Here is a 15,941-nt window from a genome sequence, read left to right as displayed (position 1 = left end):
TAATTGCCGCGCGAGAAAGGCTTATTCTCCGATGAGGACAGGCTCGCACTTCGATACGCGATCCCTCGAAATATTTCTGGCCGTCTGCGATGCTGGAGGAATAAGTTCGGCGGCGCGAGAGCTTGGCGTCTCCCAGAGTGCCGTCTCCCAGCAGATCAGCCGGCTGGAAGCCACACTCGCTCTAAAGCTCATAGACAGAGAGACACGGGGTTTTCGGCTTCTGCCTGCCGGGCGGACATTCCAGTATCAGGCCCGCCGCGTCATCCGGGAGTTGGATGCGACCGAACGCGCGATGCAGGAATTCCGCGGCTTCAAGTTTGCCAACCTGTCGGTGCGTATCATGGATTCGCTCAGCAAGACGCTGTCGAACGAGGTCGCTCAGGCGCTTCAAGGCGCGGTCGAACAGATGCAGATCGGAGCAGCCGCGGTGCATCGGCACCGTGAAGATTTTCTGTCCGGTAAGGCCGACATGCTGATCACCTCGCTCGACTTCGATCCCGATACCTTCGAGGTCCATCACATAGCAACGGAACCACTCGTGTTGATTGCTCCGAAGAGGGCCATATCAGCGAGCGAGCTTGACCTTGATGAGCTCGCGAGCATGCTGCCCTTCGTTCATTATACGGATCAACGATATCTGGGCGCTATCGCTGATCGATACCTGGCACGGCAGATGGTCAATGTGGTGCGTTCCATCGAAGTCGATCAGGCGACAGCCGTGATAGATACCGTGCGCTACGGTCGCGCCTGGGCGATAACCTCGCCATTCAGCCTTCTTGATCGGGCGTTCGAAGAGAAGGATATCGACGTGTTCGCTCTACCCAAGCCAGTGCCCACGCGGCCGATCAATCTCGTCATTCGTCCAGGTGCACTTTCCGAAGTCGCAAAATCGCTGGCCACCAGATGCCGTGAGCATTTGCTGCACCAAATGCAGTTACATCTCCGTGGTGTCGTTCCAGAGGACGCAATGCCTCTCGTCGCAGACGTTTCTGGCAAGTAGACGCTCACAACGGCCCGACGGGTGTCGGTTTGTCGCTCTGCCCCGAACGTGATCCCGTTTCTAGAAGTGATGACCACGGAGCGGCCGAGCAATCCGGCATGCCCTTTCTCGGCACCTCAATTCCGATCGAAATACTGAAGTTTTTCGCAGGTCCGCTCGATCGTTCGCAGCAGGGCCGAACTTCTTGCCTCGTCGGCGGTAACGCGGTCGGCGAGATAGACATGGCCGGTGCGCAATTCCGGCTGAGGCGCCAGTCTTTGAAGTGCGGATCGCTGCGGATAAAAATCGATCGCCTTGGCCGGAAAGATTCCCACGCCAAGGCCGGCGGCGACCAGTTGCAGAGCAGCATTCAGGCTTGAGCAGACACAGACCTTGTCCGGCGAGATCTTGTCCTCGGCAAACCAGGCGAAGGTGGCGCGATACATCGCCGTTTGCGGCGGGGTGGTGACGATGGTGTATTTGGCAAGGCCACGGGGCGTTGCTTCCATCTCTCCGAAGGATGCGGGCGCAGCCCAGCCATTAGGCTGCGCGCCAAGTGCCGACAGACGGATGCCGCGCAGGCTCAGCGGGTCCACCAGGATTGCCAGGTCCAGATGCCCGTCCGACAATGATTGTTCGAGGCCCGCGCTTGTCGCAACGACCCATTCCGGGCGCAGAAGCGGAAAGTCCCGCTGCAGGTCCTCGACCATGGCGGCCATGCAGGCGACGGCAAAACCTTCGGCAACGCCGATCCGCATCGCACCGCCGATATCGGGAACGTCAGAGCGGGTGATCAGCGCATTATAGGCGTCGAGCACGATCTTGACCCGCGCCAGATAGGCCTGGCCGTGCCGCGTCACCCGAAGCCCACGCCCATGCCGTTCCAGAAGCGGCGAGCGGACGGTCGCCTCGATCTGCTTCAATCGCAGCGACAGCGTCGGCTGCGTGACGTTCAGCATTTCCGCGGCCCGCTGAACGCTTCCAAGCTCGGCAGTCCAGAAGAAGGCTTCAAGCTGCGGCACCGACGGACGACTCATTGGAAAATCCTATCTAAGCGGACAATTCAAACCAATTGGACGAATTGAATTTATGGAAGGATTATGCCTGACGGTTGGTTGTTTCAAGAGGAGGGAGGTCTCGAATGAACAGACGACGCATTTGGATTGCACTGCTGATCTTTTCGGCGGTGGTCATCAATTATGTCGATCGCATTGCCCTGTCGATCGCATCAAAACCCATCGCCGCCGAATTCGGCTTCAGCCCGGTGCAGATGGGATATCTGTTTTCCGGCTTCCTGTGGACCTATGTGGTCTGCCTTATCCCGCTTGGCCTGCTGGTCGAACGCGTCGGGCCGAAGCGCATGGTCGGCGGCGGCATCGCGATCTGGTCGGCCGCGACCGTGCTGACTGCGGCGACCGGCGGTTTTGCCTCGATCTTCCTGGCCCGGCTGGTGATGGGCGCCAGCGAAGCCTCCACCTTCCCGGCCTGTGGCCGGATCATCCGCGACTGGTTTCCGCAAAAGGAACGTGGCCTGGTGACGACGCTGTTCAACGGCGGCTCCTCGGCCGGTCCCGCAATCGGTGCCATCGCCACTGCCGGGCTTGTCGAATATGCCGGCTGGCGGTCGGCCTTCGTGGTGCTTGGTATCGTCGGCTACATCTGGCTGATGGCCTGGCTTTACTGGTTCGCATCGCCTGAAAAGGCGACATGGCTATCCGAAGAGGAACGCCAGAAGATCATCCGCGAACGCAATGGCGAAGAGGCACAGGCGGCTCCACTCGCCACCGCACGGCCTTCGACACTCAAATATCTTCTGTCGCAGAGAAGCATCTGGGGTCTGGTCATCACCCAGGCCTGCCTCGTCTACACCGCCTATCTGTTCCTGACCTGGCTTCCGAGCTTCCTGCAATCGACCCGCGAACTGTCGACGATGAACACCGGTTATCTCACCGCCATCCCCTACCTGATCACCATCGTGCTCGGCGTGACGATCGCCTGGGCGAGCGACCGGATCCTGTCGTCGCAAAGCGTGCGGGCCGGCCGTCGGCGGAATTTCATCGCTGCCATGGCGATCCTGTCGCTGCTCATCCTGCTTGCGCCCGTCGTCAGCGATCTCTGGGAACTGCTACTGGTGCTGACCCTGGTTCTGACCGGCTCGACCACCGGCGCCGGCCTCAACTTCACGCTGGCAAGCGACCTGCTGCGCAATCCGGCCGATGTGTCGCGCGTCATCGCCATCACCGCACTTGGCGGCAACCTGTTCGGCCTGATCGCGCCGATCATCACCGGTTACGTCGTCGCCGCCACAGGCGGTTACTCCGGGGCCTTCGGTGTTGCAGCGGTGCTGCTGGTGGTCGGCGCTATCGCCACCCTGACAATGACCCGCAAACCGATCGAGCCGGAATTCGATCCCACCACCGATGCGGCTTCTCTACCAAAGGACATGGTTCGAGCATGACATATCACTACGCGACGTTGCGGCGGCCGATCACCGAGGAAACCAGGCTTTGGGTAAGCGAGGATTTCCCGGAAATCGCGCTGATCCAGAACCCTGATCTTCGGCAAAAAGTGATCGAAGCCTGGAGCTACGCTCTGTGCTGCTCCAATTTCGCCCGCCTGACCGACATCCCGCCGGACGGCAATCCGGGTTCCCCGGTGCTGAAGACCGGGACCCAGGCGGACCATGTTCGCGGAGTGCTGCGCTATGCCCGCGCCATTGCCCGAGAATTCGAGGAGACCTATCCGCAGGTTTCGATCGACTGGGACATCCTGCTCGCCGGTGCTGCCTGCCATGATGTCGGCAAACCCTATGAATTCGACGAAAGCAACCGTGAGAGGTGGGCGGCCGCGCCCGCCCAGGCCGGCGCGCCCACCTTCCGCCATTCGGTCTTCGGCATGCATGTCTGTCTTGTCGTCGGCCTGCCGGACGAGGTGGCGCATATCGCCGTCGGCCACTCGTTCGAAGGCAATCATATGGGGGTCAGCACCGAATGCATGATCGTCCGCCAGGCCGACCATGGCTGGTGGCATGTCGCCGGTGCGCTGGGCCTCATCCGCGAAGACACGATTTCAGGTCTCGCAAGCAATTTGAGAAGCCGCTGAGCTTCCGGCCCGCAGCGGCCGATACTGGGAGGAAATTCATGAACGACAGACCCGACATCATCCACAAGACTGCCAGGCGCATCCTGCCGATCCTGATGCTGTGTTACCTGGCGGCCTTTCTCGACCGCGTGAATATCGGTTTTGCAGCACTCACCATGAATGCCGATCTCGGCTTCTCGGCCTCTGCCTTCGGTTTCGGCGCCGGCATCTTTTTCCTCGGTTATGTTCTGTGCGAACTGCCGAGCAACCTGATGCTGGCACGTGTCGGTGCGCGGCTGTGGATCGCCCGTATCCTGATCAGCTGGGGCATTCTGTCGGCGCTCACCGCCTTCGTCTGGAACCCGGCGAGCTTCTATACCGTCCGCATCCTGCTTGGCGCAGCCGAAGCCGGTTTCTTCCCCGGCATGATCTTCTACATGACGTTGTGGTTCCCGAAGGCCTATCGCGGCCAGATGTTTTCGACCTTCAACGTCGCGGTTCCCCTGGCATCGGTCATCGGCGCGCCGGTTTCCGGCCTCATCCTGCAGGGTTTCGAAGGCGTCTGGGGCCTGCATGGCTGGCAGTGGATGTTCCTGATCGAGGGCCTGCCGGCGATCATCATGGGCTTTGTCGTGTTCTTCTATCTCAAGGACAATCCGGCCTCTGCCACCTTCCTCGACGAGGGTGAACGCCGCTGGCTGTCTGACCGGATTGCCGCCGAGCGCTCCGAGCGGGAAAAGGTCGAGCATTTTTCCGTCGGCCGGGCGCTGGTCGATCCCCGCGTCCTACTGATGTGCCTGATTGCCGTCGGCCTCGTCATCGGAACGACCGGCATCGCCATCTGGATGCCGCAGTTCATCAAGCAATTCGGCCTTTCGACAATGCAGACCAGCCTTGTCGCGGCCATCCCGTTTATCTTCATGGCCATCACGATGATCACCGTCGGCCGGCATTCGGACAAGACGGGCGAGCGCGTCTGGCACACGGCCGGCCCCTTTCTGGTCAGTGCCTGCGGTTTCCTGATCGCCGCCTTCTCCTCAAGCCCGGTGCTTGGCGTCATCGGCCTGACGATCGGCGCGGCGGGGATCGGCGGCGCATCGCCAACCATCTGGATCTTCCCCTCGACGCTTCTGACGGGCACGGCGGCTGCAGCCGGCATCGCGCTGATCAACTCGGTCGGCAGCACCGGCGGTTTCTTCGGCCCGACGATCATCGGTTGGGTGCGTGATACGACCGGCGGTTTCCAGGGGGCGTTGATCTTCCTCGCCATCGCCATGGCCATTACCGCGATTGCGATCTTCATCCTCGGCCACGCCATGCGCGACATGATCCGGCCCAAGACCCAGACTCACGCCTGAACGGAATATCATCATGAAGATTACCGAAATCCGCCTCTACCTGCTGACCGCGCCGCTGGACGAGGCGATCGGCAATGCGCTGGTGTTTTTCGCCAGCCGCCAGACCCTCTTGGTGGAAATCGTTGCGGACGGCCTGTCCGGCTGGGGCGAGGCCTGGGTCGGACCGGCAACGGCTGCCGCGACGATCGAATATCAGCTCTCGCGACACCTGATCGGCAAGGACCCGACCCAGATCGGCGCGCTTTGGCAGCAGATGCGCGAAGCAAACGAGGGTGATGCCGTGATGCCGGCCATCGCTGCCGTCGACATGGCGCTGCATGACCTCACCGCACGCGCCTGGGACCTGCCCCTGTGGAAGCTCCTCGGCGGCGCAAGGCGCGACAAGGTGCGTGCCTATGCGAGCGGTCCCTTCTTCAAGCCCGGCGGCCATCCCTATCGCGATTTCGGCCGCGAGCTGGATGACTATCTCGAACAGGGTTTCCAGGCCTTCAAGCTGAGAAGCGGCTACGATCCCAAGGACGATGTGACGGCGGTGATCAATGCCCGTCGCCAGATCGGCGACGATGCCGACCTGATGATCGACTTCAACCAGTCCTGCACGCCGCGGCGTTCGATCGCCACGGCGGCCGAGATGGAGGACGCGCGGCTCCTCTGGGTCGAGGAACCGGTGCGGCCGACGGATCTCGCCGGCTATCGCCTGGCATCCAGTCACATCAAGACCGCGATCGCCGGCGGCGAGGCGATCTTCAATCCCGCCGGCTTCCTGCCGTTCCTCGCCGATGGTTCGATGGATGTGCTGCAGCCGGATATCGCGATCTGCGGCGGCCTGACCGGCGTTTCACAGGTTGCGACGCTGGCGGCCATGCATCTTCGGCCCGTCATCCCGCATGTCTGGGGAAGCACGGTCAATTTCCACGCCGCATTGCATCTAATCGCCACGCTGCCGCCGCACCGCGCCGGCGGCAAGGACCCTTATCCCTATATCGAATTCGATGTCGGGCCGAACCCGTTGCTCGATCTCGCCGGCCGGCCGCAGCTGGACGGCAACGGCATGGTTTCGATCCCCGACCGGCCCGGCCTCGGCATCGACATCAGGCCTGCCGACCTCGAAGCCTATACGACGGAACAGCGGACGATCCGGGCCTGATCCCGCCCGGAAATACCCCCTCGGGCTGCGGTGCGGAACTTTCGAAGCGCAGAACCCCGCGTAAATGCCGGCAGGTCACCCTGCCGGCATTTTTATGTCAAAGCCGTCGCCTATTTGCCGGCAGCCGGGTCCTTCAGCTTGTTGACGCGCAGGATCGTGTCGCGGTTCAGCTTGTCGCGTTCCGGATAGGGCGTGCCCTGCGCCACCGTGGCGTAACCGTCATGGAAGCGCATGAACGAACCGTCATGGGCGGTGGAGGCCTGCGGCCACTTCGTCAGCCCCTTGCCGTTCGGATTGCCGGTCTTCACGAAATTCGCGAGATAGGAAGACATCGTGTCGGCCATGCGGAAATCGGCGCCGGTCCAAAAGCGCTGACCTTCCGTGTTGCGCAGCGAATCGAAGAAATACCACAGGTCGGAAGAGTGGAAGGACCCGTAAAATTCAGAGTTTCGGCCGGGAGGCGCGTTGTTGAAATAATAGGCGTAGATATTGAAGTCCTTGTTGCGTTTCTTGGCGGTCTCGGCCGACAGGATATAGGCCTGCAGGTTGTAATCCGACTTGGCGCGCAGGCTCATGCGATAGGCTTCGAGCGGGTTGGACGGGCGATAGACCTGTTTCCAGGCGTCGTCGTAACCGAGCGTCTTCATTGCGGCGGCAAAGTCCGCATCGCTTAACGTCTTGTCCGGGCCGCCCATCAGCGACGTATATTCATCCGATGCGCCGCCCATCATGATGTCGATGCCGTCGAGCGCATGCGGGCGCAAGAGGTCAATCGACTTGTCGGTAAACACGTAACCGTCGATGGCGTGCTGGGCCGGGATATTCGTCGCCTTGTGCAGCGCCTCGTAAAGCTGCGTCTTGCCGTCCGCCGCGGTCTTACCGATAAAATCGTCGGTCGGGATGGCGCGCAGGTCCGCAAGGCTCATCGGCTTGCCGAACACCTGCTCGATCGCCTTGGCATTCGCCTGTTCGCTTTCCTTGAGCGGTTTCATCGCCGACGGCAGGAGGCCGGTAAAGCCGCTTTCGATCACGGCGCGGTGGAACAGGCCCTTGGCAAGCGGCGAACGCAACAGCATGGTTGAGTTGCGGGCGCCGGCCGACTGGCCGCCGATCGTGACAGTCTTCGGATCACCGCCGAAACCACTGATATTGTCGCGCACCCATTTCAGCGCCTTGATCTGGTCAAGGATGGCGTAATTGCCGGAAACCTTGTTGGGGCTCTCGGCAGACAGTTCCGGCAGCGTCAGGAAACCCGGCGCACCGGTGCGATACTGGATCGCCACCACGACGATGCCCTTGGCCGCCAGTTTCGAGGCGTAAAACTCCATTTCCGAGGCGTAACCGTGATGGTTGCCGCCACCATGGATCCAGACATAGACCGGCAGCTTCTCGCCCTTGCGGCGGGCGGGCGTCCAGACATTGAGGTTAAGGCCGTTTTCGCTCGCCTTCGGAAGGAAAGCGGGGTCGAAATAAAACTCGTCGCCCCAGAACTGGCCGGTCGGGTTGCCGTTTATATCCTGCAGGGCCTGATCGCCCCAGGTATCCGCCTTTTTCACGCCGTCCCATTTGACGACGGGCTGCGGTGGCCTGAAGCGATTTTCACCACCGGTCGGGCCGGCGAACGGAATGCCCTTGAACACTTCCACGCCGGAAACATCCGTCTCGACACCACTGACCTTGCCGCCCTCGACGGACACGACGCCGATCTTGCCTGCCGCAAAACCAGCCGTGGCGCCAAGCGATGCGAGCGTCGCGGCTAATGCCACCGTTCCCAACAATCGCGATACACCCTTACTCATGAATATGAACATGGAACCTCCTCTTTCCGTCTGATGCAATAGCCGGGTTTCGTTTTTCAAAGCCCGGAGTGATCCGAAGTCTTTCAATTGACGGCCGTGAACAGGTCGCAATGGCGTGCCTTTCGATAGTCGATGTCCGAAATGACCTCCGTCTGGCCACCCTTCCGGAACACGATCCGTTGTGGGGCGTCGGGCGTGAAGGCCGGCCATTGCGCCGATCCCGTCACGCCTTGCGGCGAAGCAAGGCTGATCCAGAATGCCCGCATCATTGTCGCAAGCTTCTTCTGCTGATCGTTCAGACCGTTCGGAACGGTGTTTTCACCCCAGACATAGGGAAGTTCGGCACTGTGCGGCACGCCGAGATCGAAGGAAGACGGCACGCTGGCATAGGGGCGGATCGGCGCCGTGACATCGGCAAACTCATAGGCATGAACGGATGTCCATTTGGACAAAGCATCGAGCGCGAGACTTGTCGGGCAGATGTATTTCTGTTCCGCATCCAGGCTTCCGAGTGCAAGGCCCGGACTGGACTTGGCGGCATCGGCATAGATCGCAAAGGCGGCATCCGCCTTCGGTCCCATGCGTGTCTTCACCTCGTTTTCCCACTGGGCCTTGTCGACCGGCTGATCGAGAAGGTCGTTGGCCTCATAAACGAAGATCCGGGTTTCATCCCGCGTATTGCCGACGATCAACGGCACGCGGTTGAAATCGCCGCTCCTGAAAGCCTCCATCGCCGTCTTCGGCTGGGCATATCCACCAAAGACTGTTGCAATCGTCATTTTCGACTTGGTCTGGGCATCGAGAATTTCAGAGGATGTCTTGGACCGCAGGCAGGCCAGGCGATCCTGCCCGTCCTTGCAGCCGATTGCCTCGGCGAATTTCTCGCCGGACTTGACCGCCTCGGCATTCGATATGGCGGGGCAATCGCGGCCGCTCTCGATGACCGCACCCTCAAAAAGACCCTTCGCTTCGGGCGACGCCAGAGCGAAACAGACGCCGCGCGCCCCGGCAGACTGGCCGGCAATCGTCACCCGGTCCGGGTTGCCGCCAAAGGCTGTAATGTTCTGCTTGACCCAGCGAAGCGACTGAAGCTTGTCCAGATCGCCGAAATTGCCGCTGCTCTGGCCATCCTTCGATTCCGCATTCAGTTCGGGAAGTGCGAGAAAGCCGAGCGCGCCGAGCCGGTAGTTGATGGTCACGACGATATTGCCGGCCTCGGCCAGTTCGCGAGGGTCCCAATCCGTCTTGGCGCCATTGACCGAGCCGCCGCCATGAAACCCGACGAATACCGGCAGTCCCTTCCCGCCGGATGCGGGTGCATAAACGGTGAGCGTCAGGCAATCCTCCGTCCAGCTTGCCGGTTTGTCCGGCCGCCAGTAGATCGCCTTCTGCACACATTCATTGCCTGCCGCATTTGCCTGGAATGGCTGCTTGAAGGCGTCTACCGGTTCCGGTGCGGCCCAGCGCAGCTTGCCGACCGGCGGCTTTGCATAGGGAATACCCTGATAGAGGACAAGGTCGCCCTGTTTTGCGCCTTCTATCTCTCCAACCGGAGCAGATACGGTTTGCGCGAGCACCGGGCTCGCGAGCGCCGTGAACAGGCAAAAACCGAGGAGCAGCCGAAATCGGCCCATGCCTCGACGGTGGGTGCGATCGATCGTGCGCATTTTATCATTCCTCCATGACATCGATGCCGACATGCGGCAGAACCGGGCATACTGTGACGGCATGCCCGCAATTGGCGAGATCACAGCGCGCCGGCTGCCTGCAGCACCTTACGGTCGAGATCGACGGCGACACGCGACTTCCTGTCGAAGACCATGGTTGCGGGGTGATCCGTCGTATAGGCGGGCCACTCGGGAAGGCCCTTGGCGCTCGGTTTGCCGGTGCGGGCGAAATTGATCCAGGCCTGGCTCATCTTTTTGGAAAGAGCGAGCGCCTGCTTGCCGCCGCCCGTCGACGTCTTCGCCAGTCCGGCATTGGCGAACACATAAGGCAGTTCCGAGCAATGCCAGGACATGGCAATGCCGTCGAGAACCGGCGATTCATAAGCGAACATGTAGGAATAGACCGGCGCGCCAGCCTGCTTCGCCTTCAGGTCGAGATCGCGGATCGCACCGGGGCGGAAATAGGTGTCGATGAAAAACGCATCGCCCGGCTTCTTTTCCGGATAGGCCACTGCAAAGGCTTTCGCCACCGCATCCGCCTTGCCGCCGAAACGCTGTTTCAGCTTCGCCGCGACCTTGGCATCGTCCCAGCCGTCTCTATTGTCGGCCAGAAGGTCAGCGGGCTTGTTGCGGATGACGGTCTCGAACTCGTTGAGCGTGTTGCCGACCATCAGCGGAATGTCACGGGCCTGATCGACCCAGCTCTTGCCGACGGGGTTTGCCGGGATGAAATCACCATCCTCGACCGGTGCGTAACGGGCATCCTTCGCCCCTTGCGCCGTCGCGTCCTTGATCGCCTTGTCCGAGGCGGCGATCAGCCTGGAATAATCGATATCCGCAAGCTTGCCGACCTCATCGGGCTTGAGGCCGAGATTGGCAAGCGTCAGTTCGGCCACCTTGCGCGAAGACGCCTGGTCGGTCACCGAATCCACCCGCGATCCGCTCTGGACGATCGCCTTTTCGAACAGGCCCTTGGCCGAGGGCGTGCCCATCAGTGCCCTCACCTTGTAACCGCCGCCCGACTGACCGAAGATCGTCACATTGCCGGGATCGCCGCCGAAAGCCTCGATATTCTGGTTGACCCATTTCAGCGCCGCGACGAGATCGCTGATGCTGGCATTGCCGGAATATTTGTATTTTTCGCCATATGCCGACAGATCGAGGAACCCGAGCGCGTTAAGCCGGTGGTTCAGCGTCACCACGACGACATCGCCCTGCTTGCTGAGGTTATGGCCATCATAGGAGGTGAGCTCGATGCCCGATCCGTTGGTGAAGCCGCCGCCATGGATCCACACCATGACCGGGCGCTTCTTCTTGTCCTTGATCCCCGGCGTCCAGACATTGAGGAACTGGCAATTCTCGCTCATCGGCATGTAGCGATGCGGATTGAACAGCTCATCGCCGGCCACCGACGTCATCTGCGGAATGAAGCAGTTTTCGCCATATGTCACCGCCGGTCGCACGCCCTGCCAGGGTTTGACCTCTTCTGCCGGCATGAAGCGATCGGCACGCGCGTAAGGCACGCCGAGATAACTGTAGACGTCGCCATCGACGGCGCCGACAAGGCTGCCCTTGTTGGTCTCGACCACGGTTTTTGCCGTCGATGCGACAAATTGGTCGGCAGCTGCCGGATGGATGCCAATGGTGAGCGGCGTCATCGCGGCGATTGCCGCGAGAAAAAATGTCTGCCGGCAACTGCGCCTGAAAAAGAGATTAAGCATCGGGTATCCTCCCATGATCCCAATAAACGACCGAACAAGGCAAGACCGACCGCACCCTCTCCAAATCCCGGGCGCAGTTCGGCGGAAAGTGTTTTTGGTGATAGTCGGGATGCACCCATCGCGAGCGCGGACAGTTATGCCCCGTCGCCGGCCGTCCCATTCTCCTCCACATCCTCCAGGGGGATATTTGGAGCAGATATCGGCGCTGTCCAATCAGGATTTCTTGACGCCAGACATTGGTTTTCCCAATCAATCAGATCGAAGCCGAAGAGATCCTCAGGTCCTCCCAAGGAGAGGCCCGGCAAAGGAGCGGATCAGGGCCGCCAATTCCGCCGGCGCCTCCAGCGGGGAAAGGTGGCCGACGCCCTGAAGCAGATGCATTCTCGCCTGCGGGATTCGCGGCAGCAATTCCTGCCGCAAGGTCGATGGCGGATCGACGCGATCTTCATCGCCGGAAATGACGAGGGTGGTGGGAATGGCGATATCTGCGACGGCTGCCGTGATACCCTCCTGGCTTGCGGCAAGCGGCCATGCAAGCTTTGCCGCCGGGGCGCCTCGCAGGCTGTCGGCGACGACGCCTTCGAGATCTTCCGGCTCAAGCGGACGTCCGGCAAGCACCTGCTCGACCGTCGCAATGATGGTCTCACGGCTCGTATAGGCGCCAACCATGGACTGCCGAACCTCAAGCGGCAGCGCCATGGGCGAGGGCGGCGATGGCGCCACCAGAATTAGCCCCGCCAGGCCCGATGGTCGGCGCGAGGCGAAAAGCTGCCCGACCTTTCCACCCATGGAATGGCCGACGACGACATAGTGGTCCAGTCCCAGGCCGTCGATCACGGCCTGCGCATCGTCGGCAAGGCTTGCCAGATCATAACCGCTTTCCGGCTTGTCGGACCGGCCCCAGCCGCGCTGGTCCATCGCGACGGTGCGGAAATCATCCGGCAAGGCGGCTGTCACATGCCGCCAGGTGTACGACGAGCCACCCCAATAGTGCAGGAAAAGGAGAGCGGGCGCTCCCCCTCCCCTGTCCTCGACATGAAGGTCTATGCCGTTCGATGTGATCTTCATTTGAAGCAATCCTTTATTGCCGGGTCGCGATAGCGGCGGCCGATCAAATGCCGCTCAGGCTGCGGCCTTGAGGATGAAGCGGGTCACGACATCCGGATGCGACAGCATCGGCACATGGCTCGAATCCACATGTTCGATCATGGCGTTCATCCGGGCGGCCATGCGTTCCTGATCGGCCTGCAGGATCGCCTGATCCAGATTGCCGATAAGGTAATAGGTCGGCCGTGTATGCCATGCCGCCTGTGTCAGGGTTCCGCCGAGTGCCGCACCGTTGATCGGCCCCTGCGTGGCGTAAAGTACGGCCTTTTCGGTTTCGCTCAGGTCCTGGGCGAAGAGGGTGGAAATGCCGGTTGGCGTGAGCTTGAGGAAACCCTCCGCATCCGGGCGGATTTCGGCGTTGAGCGGCGCGGATTCGAACTGGGCAAACAGCGATCCGGCGGATTCACCCGCGTCGGGGGCAAAGGCGTCGATATAGACGAGACGCGACACTTTCGGATCGTTGCCGGCCTCGCCGATGACGGCACCGGAATAGCTGTGTCCGACCAGAACGACATCGCCCTCGACAAGCGCGATCGCCCGGCGCACTGCGGCAACGTCGTTTTCGAAGCTGGAGAGCGGAAGCTGGACGGCGGTCACTGCCATGCCGCTTGCGGCCAGCATCGGGATGACCTTGGACCAGCAGGAACCGTCTGCCCATGCGCCGTGAACCAGAATAATATTGGAAATCATTGTCTTTCTCCTTTGGGGTATAGGGGTGTGAACGAGGTGGTCAGGCCATCCAGCCCGAGCATCGAATGACGGAGCAGAAATTGCCGCGGCAGAAATGCGGCTCCTTGTCGGAGATGACGTCCGCCTTGACGTTGCCGAAGGTTGTCTGAGGTTTGTGTTTGATGCCGTCGTAGAAGGCCTGGATGATGTCTTCCTTGAACTGCAGCGTGCGCGGGAAGGCGGCGACCACCGCCTCCCGGATATCTGCGGCATAAAGGTCATAGGTCAGGCCCAGCACATCCATCTCGACGCCCGCGGTGGTCAGGGCGATCACCGGATGCATGAATTCCGGCACGCCGGGCGTGGTGTGCAGCGCAATGCCGGTCCAGACTTTCTCGATGTCGGACGGATCGACGCCGTGACCTTTCAGGAAATCGCGTGCGGCGTTTGCGCCATCGACCTCGAAACGCAGATCCGCGCTGCTATGCGACGGCATCAGGCCGATGTCGTGAAACATCGTTGCGGCGTAGAGAAGTTCGCGGTTGACGCTGAGGCCACGCTGCCGACCGGCGATCGCACCGAAAAAATATACCCGGCTCGAATGGTTAAAGAGCAGTTCGGTTTCGGTATCGCGAACGAATTCGGTGATGGCGCGGCAGAGCGCGCTGTCGGGAATGGAAACCCCGTCGATGCTGGAAGCCGAAAACAGGGCGTCCGTTACGGTCAAGCGATTTTCCTGTGCCATGTCAGTGTCTTCCTGTCGATGGACGTGCATCGGCCGCCCCTAAAAGGGGGATCCGTTGGTTCATGTTAATTCGTTGAATTTGACGCTTGGAACGGGGCCGATCGGCCTTGCGTCCTGCCCCTTCTTGATCGCAAGAATGCGGGCCGGCGGCAATGCCGGCATACGCCGGGAAACTGCCAACCTGGCGCGATAAACTGCCGGGCTCCTGTCTGCGGTCGAAAAACCGACCGGCTGGAGCCGCCCTGTCAACCGGCGCTGAGAAGGAAAAGACGCTGATGGCTTCCAGAGATATAGCCGTGGTCATCCACGACGGCGTTCAGGCGCTGGATGTTGCCGGGCCTCTGGATGTGTTTGCGGCGGCCAATGGCTTCCTGCCGGAGGACGAGCGGTATCGTTGCCTGCTGGTGGCTGGAGACACCGCGCCGGTTCGCAGTTCGAACGGAATGTGGATGACGCCCGACCTGAGCTTTGAAGAGGCCAGCCGCCGGTTCGACACGGTGCTTGTTGCCGGCGGGCCGGGCCTGCCTGACCGCGAAGCGGACGAGACGATGTCGGAATGGCTGCGCGACTGGGGCGTATTGGCGAGACGATATGGCTCGATCTGCAACGGCACATTCGCGCTCGGGCATGCAGGCCTACTCGATGGCCGGACGGTGACCACCCACTGGTTATGCTCGGCAGCGCTGGCGGAAAAATTCCCGACCGCGCGTGTCGAGCACGACCGGATCTATGCGCGCGACGATCGCCTCGTGACATCGGCCGGTGTGACGGCCGGCATCGATCTGAGCCTCGCGCTTGTCGGCGAGGACCATGGATCGGCGGTATCGCTTGCCTGCGCCAAGGGTCTGGTCGTCGTGGCGCAGCGCCAGGGCGGTCAGTCCCAGTTCAGTCCGCTGCTCCTGCCGCCCAGCGAAACGGAGACCCCGCTCGGCAAGGTTCAGGCCTATGTCATGGAGCATATCGGCGAGGCGTTTCCGGTGGAACGTCTGGCCGGCATTGCCGGCGTCAGCCCGCGCAGCATCGCCCGGCTGTTCGTCCAGGAACTGGACATCACGCCACACGATTTCGTCGAAGGCATCCGTATCGATCAGGCGCGCAATCTGCTGGAGGCAACCGAAAAGGCACTCAAGGTCATCGCCTTCGAGTGCGGTTTTGCCAGCACCGACCAGATGCGCAATGCGTTTCAACGCAAACTCGGAACCACGCCGCTGCGCTATCGCGAGAGTTTCCGGGTTACATCGGGATAGAGCCGATCGCCCGGCCGGCTTGCCTGTAGAGCGCAGTTGCCGTCAACTCTGCCAGAAGCCGGCAAGATGGACGATACGCCCCTCGTCGCCGTAACGGGCATAACTGTTGCCCGTCAGGATCACCGCGCCGCTCTGGTCGAGCATCGACCAGCTTGCAAGCGACTGGTTGTTCTGGACGATCAGCTCCGATGTGTCGAAATAGGCACCGGGATATGTGTGCTGGAATTCCTCCAGCATGGTCGTGAGATCGGCAACACCCTGGCCGTTGGCGCCGGGTGCCGTGAACGTGACGCCGTCCGCGACACTTGCCGCAAGCATGGTGGCACGATCCTGTGGGGAAAGATGGCGCCAGGCATCCGAATAGATGGCCCAGAGCGTTTGAATATCCGCTGTCATGACGGTCTCCGTTGCGTTAGAGTGA

The 15,941-nt window shown here is 61.3% G+C and carries 14 protein-coding genes and 1 pseudogene; 7 read left to right on the top strand and 8 right to left on the bottom strand.

The features are described 5' to 3' along the window. Window positions 1-31 precede the first annotated feature (31 nt). A pseudogene (locus tag AC2GXZ_RS16730) lies at window positions 32-223 on the top strand (LysR family transcriptional regulator); the annotation flags it as partial. Between the two features lie 69 nt (window positions 224-292). After that, entirely contained in the window at window positions 293-1,000 is a 708-nt protein-coding gene (locus tag AC2GXZ_RS16725) for a substrate-binding domain-containing protein (RefSeq protein ID WP_483760847.1), read from the top strand. A gap of 116 nt (window positions 1,001-1,116) precedes the next feature. Here the strand turns inward: AC2GXZ_RS16725 and AC2GXZ_RS16720 are convergent, their stop codons facing one another. Further along, window positions 1,117-2,016, bottom strand: a complete 900-nt coding sequence (locus AC2GXZ_RS16720) for a LysR family transcriptional regulator (protein WP_483760319.1) — start codon at window positions 2,014-2,016, stop codon at window positions 1,117-1,119. A 104-nt stretch (window positions 2,017-2,120) separates the two neighbouring features. Here AC2GXZ_RS16720 and AC2GXZ_RS16715 point away from each other — a divergent pair, with 104 nt between their 5' ends. From AC2GXZ_RS16715 to AC2GXZ_RS16700, 4 genes are read left to right on the top strand one after another with little or no spacing between them, the layout of a single operon-like run. After that, entirely contained in the window at window positions 2,121-3,437 is a 1,317-nt protein-coding gene (locus AC2GXZ_RS16715; protein WP_483760318.1) for an MFS transporter, read from the top strand. Continuing rightward, the gene (locus AC2GXZ_RS16710; RefSeq protein WP_483760317.1) at window positions 3,434-4,081 is read left to right on the top strand and encodes an HD domain-containing protein; all 648 of its coding nucleotides are present in this window, start codon (window positions 3,434-3,436) and stop codon (window positions 4,079-4,081) included. The genes AC2GXZ_RS16715 and AC2GXZ_RS16710 overlap by 4 nt, the downstream gene beginning before the upstream one ends. Window positions 4,082-4,119: 38 nt before the next feature. Then, entirely contained in the window at window positions 4,120-5,418 is a 1,299-nt protein-coding gene (locus tag AC2GXZ_RS16705) for an MFS transporter (protein WP_483760316.1), read from the top strand. Window positions 5,419-5,431: 13 nt separating this feature from the next. Next, the gene (locus tag AC2GXZ_RS16700) at window positions 5,432-6,565 is read left to right on the top strand and encodes a mandelate racemase/muconate lactonizing enzyme family protein (protein WP_483760315.1); all 1,134 of its coding nucleotides are present in this window, start codon (window positions 5,432-5,434) and stop codon (window positions 6,563-6,565) included. Window positions 6,566-6,675: 110 nt separating this feature from the next. Here the strand turns inward: AC2GXZ_RS16700 and AC2GXZ_RS16695 are convergent, their stop codons facing one another. The 6 genes from AC2GXZ_RS16695 to AC2GXZ_RS16670 form a co-directional block, all read right to left on the bottom strand. Further along, window positions 6,676-8,376 carry a carboxylesterase/lipase family protein gene (locus AC2GXZ_RS16695; protein WP_483760314.1) on the bottom strand — a complete coding sequence of 567 codons (1,701 nt, stop codon included), beginning with the start codon at window positions 8,374-8,376 and terminating at the stop codon, window positions 6,676-6,678. A 71-nt stretch (window positions 8,377-8,447) separates the two neighbouring features. Further along, on the bottom strand, window positions 8,448-10,031 hold the full coding sequence (locus AC2GXZ_RS16690) for a carboxylesterase/lipase family protein (protein WP_483760313.1): 1,584 nt from the start codon (window positions 10,029-10,031) through the stop codon (window positions 8,448-8,450). A gap of 80 nt (window positions 10,032-10,111) precedes the next feature. After that, window positions 10,112-11,752 (bottom strand): carboxylesterase/lipase family protein, encoded by a 1,641-nt coding sequence (locus AC2GXZ_RS16685; protein ID WP_483760312.1) that lies wholly within the window; start codon window positions 11,750-11,752, stop codon window positions 10,112-10,114. Window positions 11,753-12,028: 276 nt separating this feature from the next. Continuing rightward, on the bottom strand, window positions 12,029-12,820 hold the full coding sequence (locus AC2GXZ_RS16680) for an alpha/beta fold hydrolase (protein WP_483760311.1): 792 nt from the start codon (window positions 12,818-12,820) through the stop codon (window positions 12,029-12,031). A 54-nt stretch (window positions 12,821-12,874) separates the two neighbouring features. Beyond that, the gene (locus tag AC2GXZ_RS16675; RefSeq protein WP_483760310.1) at window positions 12,875-13,549 is read right to left on the bottom strand and encodes an alpha/beta hydrolase; all 675 of its coding nucleotides are present in this window, start codon (window positions 13,547-13,549) and stop codon (window positions 12,875-12,877) included. Between the two features lie 40 nt (window positions 13,550-13,589). Continuing rightward, window positions 13,590-14,255 (bottom strand): HD domain-containing protein, encoded by a 666-nt coding sequence (locus AC2GXZ_RS16670; RefSeq protein ID WP_483760309.1) that lies wholly within the window; start codon window positions 14,253-14,255, stop codon window positions 13,590-13,592. Window positions 14,256-14,548: 293 nt separating this feature from the next. Here AC2GXZ_RS16670 and AC2GXZ_RS16665 point away from each other — a divergent pair, with 293 nt between their 5' ends. Then, window positions 14,549-15,520, top strand: coding sequence for a GlxA family transcriptional regulator (locus AC2GXZ_RS16665; protein ID WP_483760308.1), 972 nt, complete (start codon window positions 14,549-14,551; stop codon window positions 15,518-15,520). A 42-nt stretch (window positions 15,521-15,562) separates the two neighbouring features. Here the strand turns inward: AC2GXZ_RS16665 and AC2GXZ_RS16660 are convergent, their stop codons facing one another. Continuing rightward, a complete protein-coding gene (locus AC2GXZ_RS16660) occupies window positions 15,563-15,916 on the bottom strand; it encodes a nuclear transport factor 2-like protein (RefSeq protein ID WP_483760307.1) in 354 nt (117 codons plus the stop codon). Window positions 15,917-15,941 lie beyond the last annotated feature (25 nt).

Source organism: Aliirhizobium sp. YIM B11859, from assembly GCF_057163345.1.
This window is presented reverse-complemented; position numbering and strand designations above follow the sequence as displayed.